The following is a 16,205-nucleotide window of genomic DNA, read 5'->3' on the forward strand; positions in this document are numbered from 1 at the left end:
TTGCGAATCCACCCGAACGGGGAACGGGGATTGCTGCCGCCCCGGGGAGCTTCCTGCCCCACCCGGAGAACCAGATGCGTACAACCTTTCTCACCGGCCTCGCCCTGATCGCCCTCGGGGCGTCCGCCGGCGTCGCCGCCGCCCAGGACGCGCCGGGGGACGAGCTCCCCGGCGACGCCCTCGCGCTCCAGGACGGCTACCAGGACCGCTCTTCCCAGGACGGGTACTCCCAGGACGGCTACTACGACCGCCGCGACGGGCGCTACCAGCGCCTCGGCGTGCGGGTGTGGCTGGCCGACCAGCACGACGTCTTCCGCGCCGGCGAGCACAGCGAGGTGCTGGTGCGCACCAGCGCCGACGCCTACCTGGCCGTGATCCACATCGACCCGCGCGGCGACGTGGAGTTCCTCTGGCCGCGCAGCTACTACGACGACGGCTACGTCGAGGGCGGCCGCACGCTGTCGGTGGGCAACCGCGGCAGCCGCTACCTGCGCCTGGGCGGCGTCTACGGCATCGGCTACGTCTTCGCCGTGGCCAGCGACGAGCCGCTGGACGTGGAGCGCTTCCGCGACTACTACCAGCGCCGCACCGTGGGCTTCGACCGGCGGCTGAACGTCTACGGCGACCCCTTCTACCACATGGAGCGCATCGAGCGCATCCTGGTGCGCGACTGGGAGTACGGCTACCACTCCAGCGACTGGTACAGCTACCACGTGGGCCGGCGCTACGAGTACCCGCGCTACGCCTGCTACAGCGGCTACGGCTCGTGGTACAACGACACCGGCCACTACTACGGCGGCTGCAACCAGGTGTTGGTGTTGCTGCGCGAGCGCCCGTACTATTATGACACGCGCTACTACCGGGGCGACCGCAGCCGCTACTACCGGCGCCACTACGGCTACGACGTCCGCCGGACGCAGCCCGAGCACGGGTACAAGGAGCGCACCGACGCGCCGCGCACCTATTCGGGCCGCTCGCCCAACCGGCGCCCCTTCGTGGAGTCGTCCGCGGTGCCGCCGCTGCGCACCGGCTCCGACGACTACCAGGAAGGGCAGGAGGGGCGGCAGCAGGAAGGGTCGCGGACCCGGCCGCGCCCCACGCTGCAGCGGCGCCCGCCCGAGTCGGAGCCCGCGCGCCGGCCGCCGTCGGACACGCGGCGCGAGCCTCCGCCGGCCACGCGCGAGAGCCCGCCGCCCCGGCGCGACGAGCCCCGCGCCCGCGAGGCGCCCCCGCGCAGCGAGCCGCGCGTCCGCGAGGCCCCGCCCAGCCGCAGCGAGCCGCGGGTGCGCGAGGCGCCGCCCCAGCGCAGCGACCCGCCCCCCAGCCGCAGCGGCGGCGAGGGCACCAGATCCGCCCCTTCGGACCGCTCGGCGCCGCGGGTCCGGCCGAACACGGAGGGGTGAGCCGGGCGGGCCGACGAGGCCCGCCCCCAACCCTTTCGGAGCCGTGCCGATGACCAGAAGTCCGTCCGCATTCCTCCTGGCCGCGCTGGCGCTCGTCGCCGGCGCGGCCCCGGCGTTTTCCCAGGCGCCGGCGCCCGCCCCCACCCCCAACGGCACCGCCAGCCTGCGCGAGGCGGCCGAGACCATCACTCCCGCGGACATGTACGCCCGCATCGAGTACGTGGCCTCGGACCGGATGCGCGGGCGCGACACGCCCAGCCCCGAGCTGGAGATCGTGGCGGGGTACCTGGTCAACCAGTACAAGCTGATGGGCTTCCAGCCCGCGGGCGAGAACGGGACCTTCTACCAGTGGTACGCGCTCCCCCTGCGCCGGCTCTCGGCCTCGGGCGCGCGGCTCCAGTTCGCCGGCCGCGGCGGCACGCAGTCGATGGCGCTGGGGCGCGACTTCTGGGCGTCGGGCGGCACGCGCTCGGAGCTCACCGGCGACCTGGTGTTCGTGGGCCGGGGGCAGGAGTCGGCCACGGGGGCGGGGACGCTCGCGGGCCGCGTGGCGGTGATGGCGCTCCCCGGGCGGATGAACCGCGACTTCCGCATCGCGCGGGGGCAGCTGCGGAACGCCGCCCGCCGCGCCGGCGCCGTGGCCGCGGTGTACGTGCTGGACCCGACGTGGACGGCCGACAGCGTGGCGAAGTACGGCACGCCGCAGCCCATGCGCTCGCTGGGCGAGGAGCTGGCCTACCCCGAGTTCTACCTCATCCAGGACGCGGCCCGCCGCCTCTTCACCGCCGCCGGGCTCGACTTCCAGCGGCTCTGGACCGGCGCCGAGGCGGCCTCGTTCCGCCCGGTGCCGCTCGCCGGGGTCACCGCCACGGCGGGGCTGCCGATCGAGACGGTGGACGCCGCGCGCGCGCCCAACGTGGTGGCGATGATCCCCGGGAGCGACCCGCAGCTCAGGAACGAGTACATCGTGGTCTCCGCCCACATGGACCACGTGGGCGTGGGGCGGCCGGTGAACGGCGACTCCATCTACAACGGCGCCGACGACGACGCCTCGGGGACCACGGGGATCCTGGAGGTGGCCGAGGCGTTCAGCCGGCTGGGGCAGCGGCCGAAGCGCTCGATCGTGTTCCTGCACGTGAGCGGCGAGGAGAAGGGGCTGCTGGGGTCGCAGTGGTTCTCCGAGCACCCCACGCTGCCGCTGGACCGCATCGTGGCGAACATCAACGTGGACATGATCGGGAGGAACAACCCCGACAGCGTGGTGGTGATCGGGAAGACCTACTCGTCGCTGGGGCCGCTGGCCGAGCGGGTGGCGGCGGCGCACCGCGAGCTGCACCTGACGCTCTCGGACGACCTCTGGCCGCAGGAGCGCTTCTTCTTCCGCAGCGACCACTTCAACTTCGCGCGCAAGGAGGTGCCGGCGATCTTCTTCTTCAGCGGCGTGCACGCGGACTACCACCAGCCGTCCGACGAGGTGGAGAAGATCGACACCGACAAGGCGGCCCGCATCGCGCGGATGGTGTTCTACGTGGCCAACGAGATCGCCAACGACCCCCAGCGCCCCCGCTGGGACCCGAAGGGGCTGGAGGAGGTCCGGCGGATGACGCGGTAGCCGGATCGCCTTTCCGGCGAGGGCGACGGAAGGGCGGGGTCCGAGGCGGGCCCCGCCCTTCGCGTGGGGGCGGGGAGGATCTCGCCGCTCGTGGCGAGCTTCGGCGCCGCCGCGGGGGCCTCTCCCTGGCGCCTGAGGCGCCTGTCCCTCCCCCAAAACAACCTGGGGGAGGGACCTCCTCGCTTCGCTCGTGACGAGTGGGCCCCGGGTACAGCTCGTAGGGGCGAGGCCTGCCTCGACCGGCGGATGCCGGCTCGTGCGCGGCAGGCGGCCTCTTGCGCCGATGCCGCCAGTGCTCGGACTCGCATGCTCGCCCCTTGTACGAAAACCCGTCGCGAGAGAGGAGATGGTCGAGGACCCTCGCGGCCCCCCGTCGCGCGCAGCGCCGAAGTCCCTCCCCTGAAGTTCGGGGGAGGGACAGGCGCGCCAGGCGCCAGGGCGGGGGCTGCCCGCGGCCGCGCCGATGCCGGTCGAAGCGGCTCCGGGCGCCGCCGGGCCGGCACTGGCCGGATTCTCGCGGGCGCTCGGTTGCCGCCCCGGGCGGGCAGGCTTAGTTTAGGCGGGTTTGCCACCAATTCGAGACCAAGCACCGACATGCCGACGTACGAGTACCGCTGTCCCGAGTGCGGGACGGAGTTCGAGAAGTTCCAGAAGATGAGCGACGAGCCCGTGGCCGAGTGCCCGAGCTGCGGCGCCAAGTCCCAGCGCAAGCTGTCCGGCGGCGCGGGGCTGCTCTTCAAGGGGAGCGGCTTCTACATCACCGACTACCGCGGCGAGGGCTACAAGAAGGCCGCCGAGGCCGAGAAGGGCGGCGGCTCGTCCGCGTCCGAGGGGAAGTCCGGGTCGAAGTCCGAGGCGCCGTCCACCAAGGCGGAGTCGAAGCCGGCGTCCGGCGGCTCGTCGTCGGCGGCGAAGGACGAGTAGGCGGATGTCCGTCGAGAAGCTCAAGGCGGAGGTGGAGCGCGTCCTGCGCGAGATGGGCGCCCCGGATGCTCACCCGGTCGCGCTCGAGCGCCCGCGCAACCCGGAGCACGGCGACTGGGCCACCAACGTGGCCCTCACGCTCGCCAGGCCGCTCTCCCGCAAACCGCGCGAGATCGCCGACGAGCTGGCCCGGCGCATCGACGCGGCCGCCGCGGGGGTGAGCGCGGTGGAGGTGGCCGGGCCGGGGTTCATCAACTTTCGCCTGGCCGCCGACTACCTGCAGCAGGGGCTCGCCGCCATCCTGGCCGCGGGCGACGGCTGGGGGCGCTCGGAGGCGGGGCGGGGGCAGCCGGTGAACGTGGAGTTCGTCTCCGCCAACCCCACCGGGCCGCTGCACATCGGCCACGGGCGCCAGGCCGCGCTCGGCGACGCCATCGCCGAGCTGCTGGCGTGGGCCGGGTGGAAGGCGCACCGCGAGTTCTACTACAACGACGCGGGCGAGCAGATCAACCGGCTCACCGAGAGCGTCTGGGCGCGCTACCAGCAGCAGCTGGGTGTGGACGCGCCGTTCCCCGAGGCGGGGTACCGCGGCACCTACATCACCGAGATCGCCCGCGAGCTGGCCGCCCAGGTGGGCGACCGCCTGAAGGGGGACGACTCTCCCGGGGCGATGGACGAGGTCCGCCGCTTCGCGGTCGCGCGCCTGCGCGAGGAGCAGAACCGCGACCTGGACGGCTTCCGCGTGCGCTTCGACCACTTCTTCCTGGAGTCCTCCCTCTACACGTCGGGGAAGGTGGAGGAGACGATCCGGCGGCTGCGCGAGACGGGGCACGTCTACGAGCACGACGGCGCCGTGTGGCTCAGGACCACCGAGTTCGGCGACGACAAGGACCGGGTGATGGTGAAGAGCAGCGGCTTCCCCACCTACTTCCTCCCCGACGTGGCCTACCACCTGGACAAGTGGGAGCGCGGCTTCCACCGGGCCATCAACGTGCAGGGCTCCGACCACCACGGCACGGTGGCGCGGGTGCGCGCGGGCTTGCGGGCGCTGGGGCTGCCGGAGGGCTATCCCGAGTACGTGCTGCACCAGATGGTGCTGGCCATGCGCGGCGGCCAGGAGGTGAAGCAGAGCAAGCGCGCGGGCGACTTCATCTCGCTGCGCGAGCTGTACGACGAGGTGGGGGTGGACGTGGCGCGCTTCTTCTTCCTGATGCGCCGCCCCGACAGCCAGCTCACCTTCGACATCGACCTGGCGCTGGACCAGTCGGACAAGAACCCCGTCTACAAGGTCCAGTACGCCCACGCCCGCATGAGCTCCATCTTCCGCAGGGCCGGCGTCGAGGCGGGGCGGATCGACCCGTCTTCGGCCGACCTGTCGCTCCTCGGCCACGAGAGCGAGGCGGAGCTGGTGAAGCTGCTCCTGCGCTTCCCCGAGGAGGTCGCGACGGCCGCGGAGCGGCACACGCCGCACGCGGTCTGCGAGTACCTGGAAGCGGTGGCGGGGGCGGTGAACTCGTGGTACCACGCCGGCAACCGCGAGCCGGAGCTGCGCGTGATCGGGGACCGGGTGCCGCCGGAGCTCACGCGGGCGCGGCTGGTGCTCGCGCGCGCGGTGCAGGTGGTGCTGCGCAACGGGCTGGCGGTGCTGGGGATCGCCGCGCCGGAGCGGATGGAGCGCGAAGTCGACGAACTCTCTCTCGAAACCGTCTGAACTCTCACCTCATAACTCCATGTCGTTACTCGTGGTTGGCAGCGTCGCGCTCGACACGGTCGAGACGCCCTTCGGCCGGGCGGAGGAGGCGCTGGGGGGCTCGGCCACCTTCTTCTCGGCCGCCGCTTCGCTCTTCTGCCCGGTGCAGCTGGTGGGGGTGGTGGGCGACGACTACCCGCTGGACGCGCTCTCCTTCCTGGCGGAGCGGGGGGTGGACCTGGCGGGGCTGGAGCAGGCCCCGGGCGAGAGCTTCCGCTGGACGGGGAGGTACGCCTTCGACCTGAACTCGCGCGAGACGCTGGAGACCCGGCTGGGGGTGTTCGCCGACTTCGCGCCCAAGATCCCCGACCAGTTCCGCGACGCCGACTGGGTGTTCCTGGGGAACATCGACCCCGAGCTGCAGATCAACGTGCTGGACCAGGTGCACCAGGCCAAACTGGTGGCCTGCGACACCATGAACCTGTGGATCGACATCAAGCGCGACCGGCTGCTGGAGCTGCTCGGCCGGGTGGACCTGCTGCTGGTGAACGACGCCGAGGCGCGGCAGCTCTCGGGCGACCACAACCTGGCGCGGGCGGCGCGCTGGATCCTGGACCGCGGCCCGCGCTACCTGATCATCAAGAAGGGCGAGCACGGGGCGATCCTCTTCACCCCGCACTCGACGTTCTTCGTCCCCGGGTACCCGCTGGAGGAGGTGTTCGACCCCACGGGGGCGGGCGACGCCTTCGCGGGCGGCTTCATGGGGCACCTGGCGCAGTGCGGCCGCACCGAGGAGGGCGACCTGCGGCGGGCGATGGTCTACGGCTCGGCGCTGGGCTCGTTCGCGGTGGAGCGCTTCTCGGTGGAGCGCTTCCGCGACCTCTCGGCCGACGAGGTGGAGGAGCGGGTGAGGGCGTTCCGCGAGATGACGGTGTTCGAGCTGCCGGTGGACGCCGGTGTCTGAAGCGGGCCTGTCGTACCGCGCGGCGGGCGTCGACATCGACGCGGCGGCCGAGGCGCTGAAGGGCGTGGCCGAACTGGTGCGCGGGACGGCCACGCCCGACACGCTCTCGGAGCTGGGCTCGTTCGGCGGGCTGTACCGCGTCCCGCGCGACGCCCGCCGCCCGGTCCTGGTGGCCAGCACGGACGGGGTGGGGACGAAGCTCAAGGTCGCGTTCCTGGCCGGGCGCCACGGCACGGTGGGCGAGGACCTGGTCAACCACTGCGTGAACGACGTGCTGGTGCAGGGCGCGCGGCCGCTCTTCTTCCTCGACTACGTGGGCGTGGGCCGGCTGGAGCCGGGGGTGGTGGAGACGATCGTGGGCGGGATCGCGCGCGGGTGCCGGGCCAACGGGTGCGCGCTGCTGGGCGGCGAGACGGCGGAGATGCCGGACTTCTACGCGCCCGGCGAGTACGACCTGGCGGGGACGATCGTGGGCCTGGTGGAGGAGGACCGGGTGGTGGACGGCGCGGCGATCCGCGCGGGGGACGCGCTGGTGGCCCTGGCCTCGGACGGGCTGCACACCAACGGCTACTCGCTGGCGCGGCGGATCGTCTTCGAGCGCATGGGGCTCGGGGTGGACGACCCCTTCCCGGGGGAGGACGGCAGCGTGGCCGACGTGCTGCTGCGCGTCCACCGCTCCTACCTCAGGCCGCTGCTGCCGCTGATCGAGCGCGGCGTGGTGCATGGCCTCGCGCACATCACGGGCGGGGGGCTGCTCGACAACGTGCCGCGCATCCTCCCCGGGGGGCTGGACGCGCGCTTCCGCCGCTCGACCTGGGAGGTGCCGAACGTCTTCCGCGTGCTCCAGCGCGAGGGCGGGGTGGACGAGCGGGAGATGTTCCGCGCGTTCAACATGGGGGTCGGGATGGTGGCCGTGGTGCCGCCGGAGGAGGCGGAGGCCGCGGTCCGCGAGCTGAACGGGGCGGGGGAGCGGGCGTGGGTGGCGGGGGAGGTGGTGCGGGGGGAGGGGAAGGTGGTGCTGGACTGAGGGTGGGACGTCGGGTGGCATTCGGGTCCGAAGGCGGCTGAAGCCGCGGCAACACCATAAGAAAGGTTCCTGTCAAGGGCGATGGGTTTTCTGTGATTTTGATAAAAATCGCCTGATAGCGAAGAACGAAGTTCTTCGCATGTTTGCCCTGCTCCAGGGTTCGATCTCCGCTCTCAGAGCGGAGTTACGCAGTCGGCCGGTACCCGAAGGTATCTACCGTGGCAGTGGCGGCCACACACCATAGGGGCGACTGCCGTCCGAGCGGACGGTGGCTCCGAGCACTGCGGAGCCGGCCAGATACGAGCCGGGCACCACACCGGGCTTCCCAATCAATGGCGCGGTTCCGATCCTGCCGGAGCCAGTTGCCGCGGGGGGCTTGCCCGGAGGGGCCACTGCGAGGTCTTCGTCCGGCTCAGCTTGCGTCCGCGGAACTCGCCGGCGAAGTCGCGGCGGTCCTTGAGGACGTGGTAGACGATGCGCCCGAGTTCCTTGCGCACCCAGGCCTGCGCGAGCGCCTTGTTCTTCTTGCGCAGCCGCTTGCGGTAGGCGTCGCGGATCTCCGGGTAGAGCTGGATGGCGCGCACGGCCGCGTGGCTGAAGGCGAGCTTCAGGTAGCGGTTGCCCACCCGCGAGCGCTTGCTGCGGACCGAGTGCGCCGAGTTGTCGGCCCCCGGCACCAGGCGGGCGTAGGAGAAGAAGTTCTTCACGCCCGGGAAGCGCTTGATGTCGTCGATCTCCAGGTAGATGGTGAAGGCGTTGATCCTGCCGATGCCCGGGATGCGCAGCAGGCGCTGCACGTCCTCGTCGGCGACGAGCCGGCGATGCAGCGTCTTCACGATCGCGCGGATCTGCCGCTCCAGCGTGGCGATCTGCTCCTGGTGGAAGCGCGCCTGGAGCTGGACCAGCTCGGGGAGCTCCTCGACCGAGCTGCGGTTGAACTTCTCCAGCAGGCGTGCGATGCTGTTCAGCGACGAGATCCGCTTCTGGACCAGCCGCAGCCGCAGGCGCAGCAGATCGCGCGGCTCGCGCCGCTCGGGCGAGACCTGGTGAGCCTTGGGGATCAGGTCCAGGCGGAGCATCGTCAGCAGCGTATGGGTGTCGATGCCGTCGGTCTTGACCTTCGCCTCGCTGATCGCCTTGAGCTTCCAGGGATGCGCAAGCGTCAGCTCGATCTTGCGCGTCCGGCAGAAGTCGGCGATCCAGTACCAGCCGCCGGTCGCTTCGACGACGATCCGGTGCCGCGACGCGGGCCACTGGGCCAGGTACGCCGCCAGCGCGGCCTCGGTGGCGGGCAGGCGCTTCTCCGCGATCACCCGATTGCCGTCGGCCGGCGTCGAGGCGATCTGAAGAACGGTCTTGTGCAGGTCGATTGCGTGGAGCATCATCGCTTCCTCCTGGTGAGAAGTGATCGGAGTAGACAGCTCCTCACCTTCGGCCTGCACTCTCCTTTCTGGAAGTATCAACGGCAGGAAGCCTCGCTGACGGGCATCGGTGTGGACGCGGGGGACGGTGCGCGCGAGGCTCGGGAGGTGGCGCGGAGGCGGATTCGTCGCGAGAGGCTGGTAGTTCTCCCTCCCACCGCGCAGCGGGGGGAGGGCCGGGGAGGGGGGCTCCCCGCGGTGGCGCAGAAGCCCAGTCGAAGCGGTGCGATCCAGGGTTTCTAAACGGCAGTGGACGAGGCTCGCCGGGGTGAACGTCGATCGCGGGGCTGAGGGATAACGGGATGAAGCGAATCGTGTGGGGGATGGCGGCGCTCGCGCTCGCGGCGGGGCCGGCGGCGGCGCAGGACAGCGAGCTCGCGGCGTCGTGCGCGGGGCTGCCGGCGCAGGCGCAGGAGACCTGCCTGACCGTGGCGCAGGCGGCCGAGTCGGCGCAGCCGCAGCTCGGCATCCTGATCGCCGGCGGTAACCCGGTCCTGGGCACCGCCTCCACGCGCGGGGTGCGCCTGGGCTGGGTGCCGCGGGTCACCGCCGGAGTGCGGCTGAACGCGGTGTTCGCGCGGCTCCCCGACATCGTGGCCGACAACGCCAGCGGCGCCGTGCAGGCGGTCAACGACGTGGTGGGCATCCCGGCGCCGGCGCTGGGGGCCAACGTGGCCGTGGGGCTCACGCAGGGCTTCAGCGTGGCGCCCACCATCGGCGGCGTGGGCGCCATCGACCTGCTGGGGAGCGCCACCTGGCTGCCGTTCCGGGCGCTGGGGGTGGAGGGCTTCGACGAGGAGACGCCGGACTTCGCCTTCGGGGCGGGGGTGCGCGTGGGGCTCCTGCGCGAGTCGTTCCTCACGCCGGGGGTGTCGGTGTCGGTGATGTACCGGCGGCTGGGGAAGGTGGGCTTCGGCGCGGTGTGCCCCGGCGGCGAGAGCCCGGCGCCCGGCGGCGGCGACGGGATCTGCACCGGCGACCGGGGCGACGTGGGCGAGTTCCAGTTCGACCTCACCGACTGGAGCTACCGCGGGGTGGTGAGCAAGCGGCTGCTGGGATTCGGGCTCACCGCCGGGCTCGGCTACGACAGGTACGACAGCGACGTGCGCTACGCCTTCCGCTACGAGCAGCCGGGGCTCCCCGGGACGCCCACGCTCACGCGGGTGCGCCGCAGCCCCGAGGTGGAGGTGGACAACGGCCGCTGGTCGGCGTTCCTGAACTCCTCGTTCACCGTCCTGGTGGCGACGTTCACCATCGAGGGCGGGTGGATGGCGGGCGGCGACGCGATCCAGGGCTTCCCCTCGGCCAGCGACTTCGACCCCGGCGAGGGGAACTTCTTCGGGAGCCTGGGCCTCAGGCTGTCGCTGTAGGCCGGAGCGTCGCGACGATGCCGTGTCGTCCTGGAGGGTCTCCGGCGCGCCGGGGCCCTTCTTCGCTCGGGACCGGCGGCCACGAAGGACGGGAGTGAGCTGCAGGATGGGGGAGGATTGCCGATGAGCACGGACCACCTGGACCGGGTGCGGCGGATCTGCCTGGCGCTGCCCGAGGCGGTGGAGCAGGAGGCCTGGGGCGAGCCGACGTTCCGCGTGCGCAAGAAGATGTTCGCCATGTTCGCCGGCGCCGGCAACCACCATGGCGGGGGCCGCGACTGCCTCTGGTGCAACGCGCCGCTGGGGGTGCAGGAGCACCTCGTCGGCTCTGAGCCGGAGAAGTACTTCGTGCCCCCGTACGTGGGGGTGAAGGGGTGGATCGGGATCGTGCTGGACCACGTCGACGACGCGGAGGTCGAGGCGCAGGTGGTCCAGTCCTACTGCATGGTCGCGCCGAAGAAGCTCCAGGCGCTCGTCGGCGGCTGAGGCCGGTGTGACGCGACAGCACGTAACGGGGGAGGTCTTCACATGGCGGACGTGGGCACCGAGTACCTGAGGGTCGTGCGGGCACGGTTCGCGGAGGCGAAGGGCTACGCGGACCGGGCGATGGCCCAGGTGAGCGACGAGCAGCTCTCCTGGTCGCCCGGGGCGGAGTCGAACTCCATCGCCGTGATCGTCAAGCACGTGGCGGGGAACATGGTCTCCCGCTGGACCGACTTCCTCACCACCGACGGGGAGAAGCCGGACCGCGACCGCGACGGAGAGTTCGAGGTGGATTCGGTGACCCGGGAGGAGCTGCTGGCCGTGTGGGAGCGGGGCTGGCGCGTCTTCTTCGGGGCGCTGGACTCGCTCAGCGAAGACGACCTCCTGCGGACGGTCACCATCCGGCAGGAGCCCCACACGGTGATCGAGGCGATCGAGCGGCAGATGTACCACTACTCGTACCACGTCGGCCAGATCGTCTACCTGGCCAAGCAGCTGGCCGACGCGGACTGGCGGACGCTGACGATCCCGCGCAGGCGGTAGGCGAGCGTCCGATGGATGCGCGGCGGGAGGCGCTGCCGCAGCGCTGCCCGGTTCCGCCCCGCGTCCCCGCCTCTCCCCATCCACCGGCTCGCGGCTCCAGGTATTGGCGCCGCCGGCGCTTGCGCTCCAGCCGTCCCGCGGTGAGATTTCCCGGCGCAGGCAGCGCGTTTGCGCTCGCCTGCGCGTCCCTTTCGCACTCCTCTCGCCAGCGGACCCTTCCACTCGAAGACCTTTGATGATGCGATCCACCATCTTCGCGCTCGCCTGCGCGCTGCTCGCCTTCGCGCCCGCGCTGCCCGCCCAGGCGGCGCCGGTCTCGACGCCGCTCACGCCGCACGTGGGCAGTCCCATCGCCTACCGGGTCCAGTTGCCGAAAGGATGGAACATCCAGCAGGAGGGGGAGTTCCTGGGCGCTGCGACCGGTGATGCCATGGTCGCCGTGGCCGCCAGCGACGTGATGGCGGGGGAGGAGTCGGGGCTCCCGGTCGGAGAGGCCGAAGCGCGGCGCATCATGAGCAACATGATCCTGGGCTCCGACTCGCTCATGTTCGCCATGCTGAACGAGATGCTGAAGGGCTTCCAGGAGGACGGCTCGGAGCTCCAGGACGTCGTGCGCGAGGTGCGGACCTTCGCCGGCGAGCGGAGCGGCTACCTGAGCGGCCGCAGCATGGACCTGCTGGACAAGCCCGCGCGGGTGGAAGTGCACTTCACGATCAAGGACGGCGTCGTTTACGCCCTGGTGTTCGCGGCCACCGAAGCCAGGTTCGCTGCCTACCAGCCGCTCTTTGCCCGCGTGCGCGATTCCTTCGCCTTCCCGGCCGCGCCGCCGGCCCCGGGCGGGAAGGGAAAGCCGTAACGCGTCCGACTGGTCGAGCCGCCGTCGCGGGCGAGGCGATGCCTCGCTCGCGTTTTTTGTTGCGGAAACGCGCTGGAAGCGTATTCTCCTGCCACGCCGACGCCTGCCGATCCGAACGCGAGCCCCGCATGAGCGAGCCCACGCCCGAGGACGTCCGCTGGATGCGGCGCGCGATCGCGCTCGCGCCGCGGGGGTGGGGGCGCGTGGCGCCGAACCCGCTGGTGGGCTCCGTGATCGTCCGCGACGGGGAGGTGGCCGGCGAGGGGTGGCACACCGGGTACGGCCGTCCCCACGCGGAGGTGGAGGCCCTGCGCGCCGCGGGCGAGCGGGCGCGCGGCGCCACGGCGTACGTGTCGCTGGAGCCCTGCGCGCACTGGGGGAAGACGCCGCCCTGCACCGACGCGCTGGTCGCCGCCGGCGTCGGGCGCGTCGTCTTCGCGGCGTACGACCCCAACCCGAAGGCGGCGGGCGGCGGCGAGGTGCTGCGCGAGGCCGGGATCGAGGTGCTGGGCGGGGTGGAGGAGGAGGCCGCGCGCGACGTGAACCACGTCTTCTTCCACCTCCATTCCGCCGAGGGCGCGGCGCGGCCGTTCGTCGCGCTCAAGCTGGCGCTGTCGCTGGACGCGCGGATCGCGGACCGCGCCGGGAAGTCGGCCTGGATCACGGGCGAGGAGGCGCGCGCCGAGGTGCACCGCCTGCGCGCCGGCTACGACGCCGCCGCCGTGGGCGCGGGGACGGCGCTCGCGGACGACCCGCTCCTCACCGTGCGCGGCGCCGTGGAGCCGCGGGTGCCGCCCGCGCGCGTCGTCTTCGACCTGGACCTGGAGCTGCCGCCGGACGGCCGGCTCGCGCGGACGGCGGGCGAGGTGCCGGTCTACGCCGTCACCCGCACGGGCGCGCCGGCGGGACGGCGCGAGGCGCTGGAGCGCGCCGGCGTGCGGGTGCTGGAGGCGTCCGGTGGGCTCCGCGGCGCGCTCGGAGTGTTGCGGGAAGCGGGGATCCGGTCCATGTTCTGCGAGGGCGGCGCCGGACTGGCGGGCGCGCTGCTGCGCGCGGGGCTAGTGGACCGGCTGTACCTGTTCTACGCGCCGCTCTTCCTGGGCCCCGGGGGACTCGACCCCTTCGCCGCGCTGGAGAGCCCGCCGATCGGCGACGCGGCGCGCTGGCGACGGGTGTCGACGGAGGCGTTCGGCGCGGACACGCTGGTGACGCTGGCGAGGCCGGGGATGCCGGGCGAATGAATTCGCGGCAACAACCACACGAAGTCCGCCTTCGCGGACTGCAAGGCCGCGTCTTGCGCGAGCGGCGGGGATGAGCCGGGGAGAGCCCCGGCGAGGCGCAGTCGATCGAGTGGAAAGCATCGGACGTTGTTCACCGGGATCGTCGAGGAAGTCGGGACCGTCGAGTCCGTCCGCGAGGAGGGGGGCGGCGTCGTCTTCACCATCGCCTGCCGCACGGTGCTGGACGGGCTGGGGCTGGGCGACAGCGTGGCCGTCGACGGGGCGTGCCTCACGGTGACGTCGCTGCTGGACGGCGCCTTCACCGTGCAGGCGGTGGGGACCACGCTGGGGCGGACCACGTTCGGGGCCTTTCGCGCGGGGCGGCGGGTGAACCTGGAGCGGGCGCTGGCGCTGGGGCAGCGGCTGGGCGGGCACATCGTGCAGGGGCACGTGGACGGCCTGGGCGAGGTGGTCTCGGTCGCCCCGCGCGAGGAGCTGACGCTGATCGACTTCCGCATGCCCGAGGACGTGGCCGCGGTGACGGTGCTGCACGGGTCGATCACGCTGAACGGCATCAGTCTGACGGTGAACGAGCTGCCCGCGCCGGGCGTGTGCCAGGTGTCGATCATCCCCTACACGCTGGAGCACACCAACGTGGGGGACCTGCGCCCGGGCGACGCGGTGAACCTGGAGGGCGACACCATCGGCAAGTACGTGCGGCACCTGCTGGGCGCCCCGGCGGCCGGCGGCGAGCACGTGTTGCGGGGGTGGGGGTATTGAACGGCAGTGCCCAGGGCCCAGAGCCAAGTGCCCAGGAACGACGGTCGGTGAGGTTTACTGGGCACTGGGCACTAGAACCTGGGCACTTGGAATCATGCCGGCGACCGCACCGGAGTTGAATAAATGCCGTTCGACAGCGTCGAAGCAGCGATCGAGGACATCCGCCAGGGGAAGATGGTGATCGTGGCGGACGACGAGGACCGCGAGAACGAGGGCGACCTGGTCTGCGCGGCGGCGCTCGTCACCCCCGAGATCATCAACTTCATGGCGACGCACGGGCGCGGGCTCATCTGCCTGGCGCTGCCGCCCGAGCGCGCCGACGAGCTGGACCTGCGCCCGATGACGGACGTGAACACCGAGGCGCTGGGGACGGCCTTCACCATCTCGGTGGACGCCGCGCCGCGCTTCGGGGTGACCACCGGGATCAGCGCCGCGGACCGGGCGACGACCATCCGCGTGTGCATGGACCCGGCGAGCGCGCCGTCGGACCTGCGCCGGCCCGGGCACGTCTTCCCCCTGCGCGCGCGGCCGGGCGGGGTGCTGCGGCGCGTGGGGCAGACCGAGGCGTCGGTGGACCTGTCGCGCTTCGCGGGGCTGCCGCCGGGCGGGGTGATCTGCGAGATCCTCAACGACGACGGCACCATGGCGCGCCGCCCCGAGCTGGAGGAGTTCGCCCGGCGGCACCAGCTGAAGTTCATCACCGTGGCGCAGATCGTGGCGTACCGGCTCAAGCGCGAGCGGCTGGTGCACCGTCAGGCCGAGGCGCGCATCCCCACGCCGCACGGCGAGTGGCGGATGATCGCCTACCACAACGACGTGGACCAGCACGAGCACGTGGCGCTGGTGAAGGGCGAGGTGGAGGGCGAAAAGGGCGTGCTGGTGCGGATGCACTCGGAGTGCCTGACCGGCGACGTGTTCCACTCGCTGCGCTGCGACTGCGGCGAGCAGCTCGCGGCGGCCATGCGCGCCATCGAGGCCGAGGGCAGGGGCGCCATCGTCTACCTGCGCCAGGAGGGGCGGGGGATCGGGCTGGTGAACAAGCTGCGCGCCTACAACCTGCAGGACCAGGGGCTCGACACCGTGGAGGCCAACGAGAAGCTGGGCTTCCGCCCCGACCTGCGCGACTACGGGATCGGCGCGCAGATCCTGCTGGACCTGGGGCTGTCGTCGATCCGCATCCTGACCAACAACCCCAAGAAGATCGTCGGCATCGACGGCTACGGGCTCTCCATCGAGGAGCAGGTGCCGCTGGGGATCCGCCCCAACCCGCACAACGACCACTACCTGCGCGCCAAGCGCGAGAAGCTGGGGCATCTCTTCCCGGGCGGGGACGAGCAGGCGGCGGATTGAAGTGCGAAGTGCGAAGTGCGGGGTGCGAAGTGCGGAAAGTACGAGAGTACGGGAGTACGATGATCACTGCGGAGGAGGTGCGGCGGGTGGCGCTGTCGCTCCCGGGGGCGGAGGAGCGGGAGACGTGGGGGCACCCCACCTTCCGGGTGCGGGACAAGATCTTCGCCACGCTCTCGGAGGACGGGCGGGAGGCGGGGGTGAAGACCTCGCCGCAGGAGCAGGCGATGCTGATCGCGTCGGACCCGGAAACCTTCGCCGTGGCCCACTACACCGGGCGCTACGGCTGGGTCACGGCTCAACTGGAGACCGCCGACCCCGACGTCGTGCGCGGCATCGTCGTCGAGGCGTGGCGGCGGACCGCGCCGAAGCGGTTGAGGGGAAGTGCGTGAGTGTGGAATACCGCGCGGGCACTCCAACGCTGTCATCCTGAGTCTACCACCGCGCTGCGCGCGACCAGGGAGGATGAAACGGGTGTGGGAGCATAAATTGGGCGGGTGGCGTCGGCAAAGAGGTCGGTAAGCTCATTGGTGCGAGAGAGCCCGTTCCTGAGTCAGACCCGGAG

The 16,205-nt window shown here is 71.9% G+C and carries 15 protein-coding genes; 14 read left to right on the top strand and 1 reads right to left on the bottom strand.

Going from position 1 to position 16,205, the window contains the following annotated elements; translation table 11 throughout:
* Positions 1-74: 74 nt before the first annotated feature.
* From VF746_10250 to purM, 6 genes are all read left to right on the top strand, one after another.
* Positions 75-1,403 (top strand): DUF4384 domain-containing protein, encoded by a 1,329-nt coding sequence (locus VF746_10250; protein ID HEX8692792.1) that lies wholly within the window; start codon positions 75-77, stop codon positions 1,401-1,403.
* 49 nt (positions 1,404-1,452) lie between these two features.
* Positions 1,453-3,015 (top strand): M20/M25/M40 family metallo-hydrolase, encoded by a 1,563-nt coding sequence (locus tag VF746_10255; protein HEX8692793.1) that lies wholly within the window; start codon positions 1,453-1,455, stop codon positions 3,013-3,015.
* 594 nt (positions 3,016-3,609) lie between these two features.
* Entirely contained in the window at positions 3,610-3,939 is a 330-nt protein-coding gene (locus VF746_10260; protein ID HEX8692794.1) for a zinc ribbon domain-containing protein, read from the top strand.
* 4 nt (positions 3,940-3,943) lie between these two features.
* Positions 3,944-5,650 carry an arginine--tRNA ligase gene (argS, locus tag VF746_10265; GenBank protein ID HEX8692795.1) on the top strand — a complete coding sequence of 569 codons (1,707 nt, stop codon included), beginning with the start codon at positions 3,944-3,946 and terminating at the stop codon, positions 5,648-5,650.
* Positions 5,651-5,669: 19 nt separating this feature from the next.
* Positions 5,670-6,593, top strand: a complete 924-nt coding sequence (locus tag VF746_10270; protein HEX8692796.1) for a PfkB family carbohydrate kinase — start codon at positions 5,670-5,672, stop codon at positions 6,591-6,593.
* A complete protein-coding gene (gene purM / locus VF746_10275; protein HEX8692797.1) occupies positions 6,586-7,620 on the top strand; it encodes a phosphoribosylformylglycinamidine cyclo-ligase in 1,035 nt (344 codons plus the stop codon). Before VF746_10270 ends, purM begins: the two co-directional genes overlap by 8 nt.
* 329 nt (positions 7,621-7,949) lie before the next feature.
* Here purM and VF746_10280 read toward each other — a convergent pair whose 3' ends face one another.
* Positions 7,950-9,062, bottom strand: a complete 1,113-nt coding sequence (locus VF746_10280; protein ID HEX8692798.1) for an IS110 family transposase — start codon at positions 9,060-9,062, stop codon at positions 7,950-7,952.
* A 281-nt stretch (positions 9,063-9,343) separates the two neighbouring features.
* Between VF746_10280 and VF746_10285 the strand changes: the two genes are divergently transcribed.
* The 8 genes from VF746_10285 (at position 9,344) to VF746_10320 (ending at position 16,032) form a co-directional block, all read left to right on the top strand.
* Positions 9,344-10,411, top strand: a complete 1,068-nt coding sequence (locus tag VF746_10285) for a hypothetical protein (protein HEX8692799.1) — start codon at positions 9,344-9,346, stop codon at positions 10,409-10,411.
* A gap of 123 nt (positions 10,412-10,534) precedes the next feature.
* A complete protein-coding gene (locus VF746_10290) occupies positions 10,535-10,897 on the top strand; it encodes an MmcQ/YjbR family DNA-binding protein (GenBank protein HEX8692800.1) in 363 nt (120 codons plus the stop codon).
* Between the two features lie 42 nt (positions 10,898-10,939).
* Positions 10,940-11,437, top strand: coding sequence for a DUF1572 domain-containing protein (locus tag VF746_10295; GenBank protein HEX8692801.1), 498 nt, complete (start codon positions 10,940-10,942; stop codon positions 11,435-11,437).
* Positions 11,438-11,672: 235 nt separating this feature from the next.
* Positions 11,673-12,293 carry a hypothetical protein gene (locus tag VF746_10300; protein HEX8692802.1) on the top strand — a complete coding sequence of 207 codons (621 nt, stop codon included), beginning with the start codon at positions 11,673-11,675 and terminating at the stop codon, positions 12,291-12,293.
* Between the two features lie 128 nt (positions 12,294-12,421).
* Positions 12,422-13,534: a bifunctional diaminohydroxyphosphoribosylaminopyrimidine deaminase/5-amino-6-(5-phosphoribosylamino)uracil reductase RibD gene (ribD, locus tag VF746_10305; GenBank protein ID HEX8692803.1), complete on the top strand. Its 1,113-nt coding sequence runs from the start codon at positions 12,422-12,424 to the stop codon at positions 13,532-13,534.
* A gap of 126 nt (positions 13,535-13,660) precedes the next feature.
* Positions 13,661-14,293 (top strand): riboflavin synthase, encoded by a 633-nt coding sequence (locus VF746_10310; protein HEX8692804.1) that lies wholly within the window; start codon positions 13,661-13,663, stop codon positions 14,291-14,293.
* Positions 14,294-14,416: 123 nt separating this feature from the next.
* On the top strand, positions 14,417-15,643 hold the full coding sequence (locus VF746_10315; GenBank protein ID HEX8692805.1) for a bifunctional 3,4-dihydroxy-2-butanone-4-phosphate synthase/GTP cyclohydrolase II: 1,227 nt from the start codon (positions 14,417-14,419) through the stop codon (positions 15,641-15,643).
* 59 nt (positions 15,644-15,702) lie between these two features.
* On the top strand, positions 15,703-16,032 hold the full coding sequence (locus VF746_10320) for an MmcQ/YjbR family DNA-binding protein (protein HEX8692806.1): 330 nt from the start codon (positions 15,703-15,705) through the stop codon (positions 16,030-16,032).
* Positions 16,033-16,205 lie beyond the last annotated feature (173 nt).

Source organism: Longimicrobium sp. (assembly GCA_036389795.1).
In the GTDB taxonomy this organism is placed as follows: domain Bacteria; phylum Gemmatimonadota; class Gemmatimonadetes; order Longimicrobiales; family Longimicrobiaceae; genus Longimicrobium.

Coding starts and splice junctions, on each gene's coding strand:
- VF746_10250 (HEX8692792.1), top strand. CDS start 75: ATGCGTACAACCTTTCTCACCGGCCTCGCCCTGATCGCCCTCGGGGCG.
- VF746_10255 (HEX8692793.1), top strand. CDS start 1,453: ATGACCAGAAGTCCGTCCGCATTCCTCCTGGCCGCGCTGGCGCTCGTC.
- VF746_10260 (HEX8692794.1), top strand. CDS start 3,610: ATGCCGACGTACGAGTACCGCTGTCCCGAGTGCGGGACGGAGTTCGAG.
- argS (HEX8692795.1), top strand. CDS start 3,944: ATGTCCGTCGAGAAGCTCAAGGCGGAGGTGGAGCGCGTCCTGCGCGAG.
- VF746_10270 (HEX8692796.1), top strand. CDS start 5,670: ATGTCGTTACTCGTGGTTGGCAGCGTCGCGCTCGACACGGTCGAGACG.
- VF746_10285 (HEX8692799.1), top strand. CDS start 9,344: ATGAAGCGAATCGTGTGGGGGATGGCGGCGCTCGCGCTCGCGGCGGGG.
- VF746_10290 (HEX8692800.1), top strand. CDS start 10,535: ATGAGCACGGACCACCTGGACCGGGTGCGGCGGATCTGCCTGGCGCTG.
- VF746_10295 (HEX8692801.1), top strand. CDS start 10,940: ATGGCGGACGTGGGCACCGAGTACCTGAGGGTCGTGCGGGCACGGTTC.
- VF746_10300 (HEX8692802.1), top strand. CDS start 11,673: ATGATGCGATCCACCATCTTCGCGCTCGCCTGCGCGCTGCTCGCCTTC.
- ribD (HEX8692803.1), top strand. CDS start 12,422: ATGAGCGAGCCCACGCCCGAGGACGTCCGCTGGATGCGGCGCGCGATC.
- VF746_10315 (HEX8692805.1), top strand. CDS start 14,417: ATGCCGTTCGACAGCGTCGAAGCAGCGATCGAGGACATCCGCCAGGGG.
- VF746_10320 (HEX8692806.1), top strand. CDS start 15,703: ATGATCACTGCGGAGGAGGTGCGGCGGGTGGCGCTGTCGCTCCCGGGG.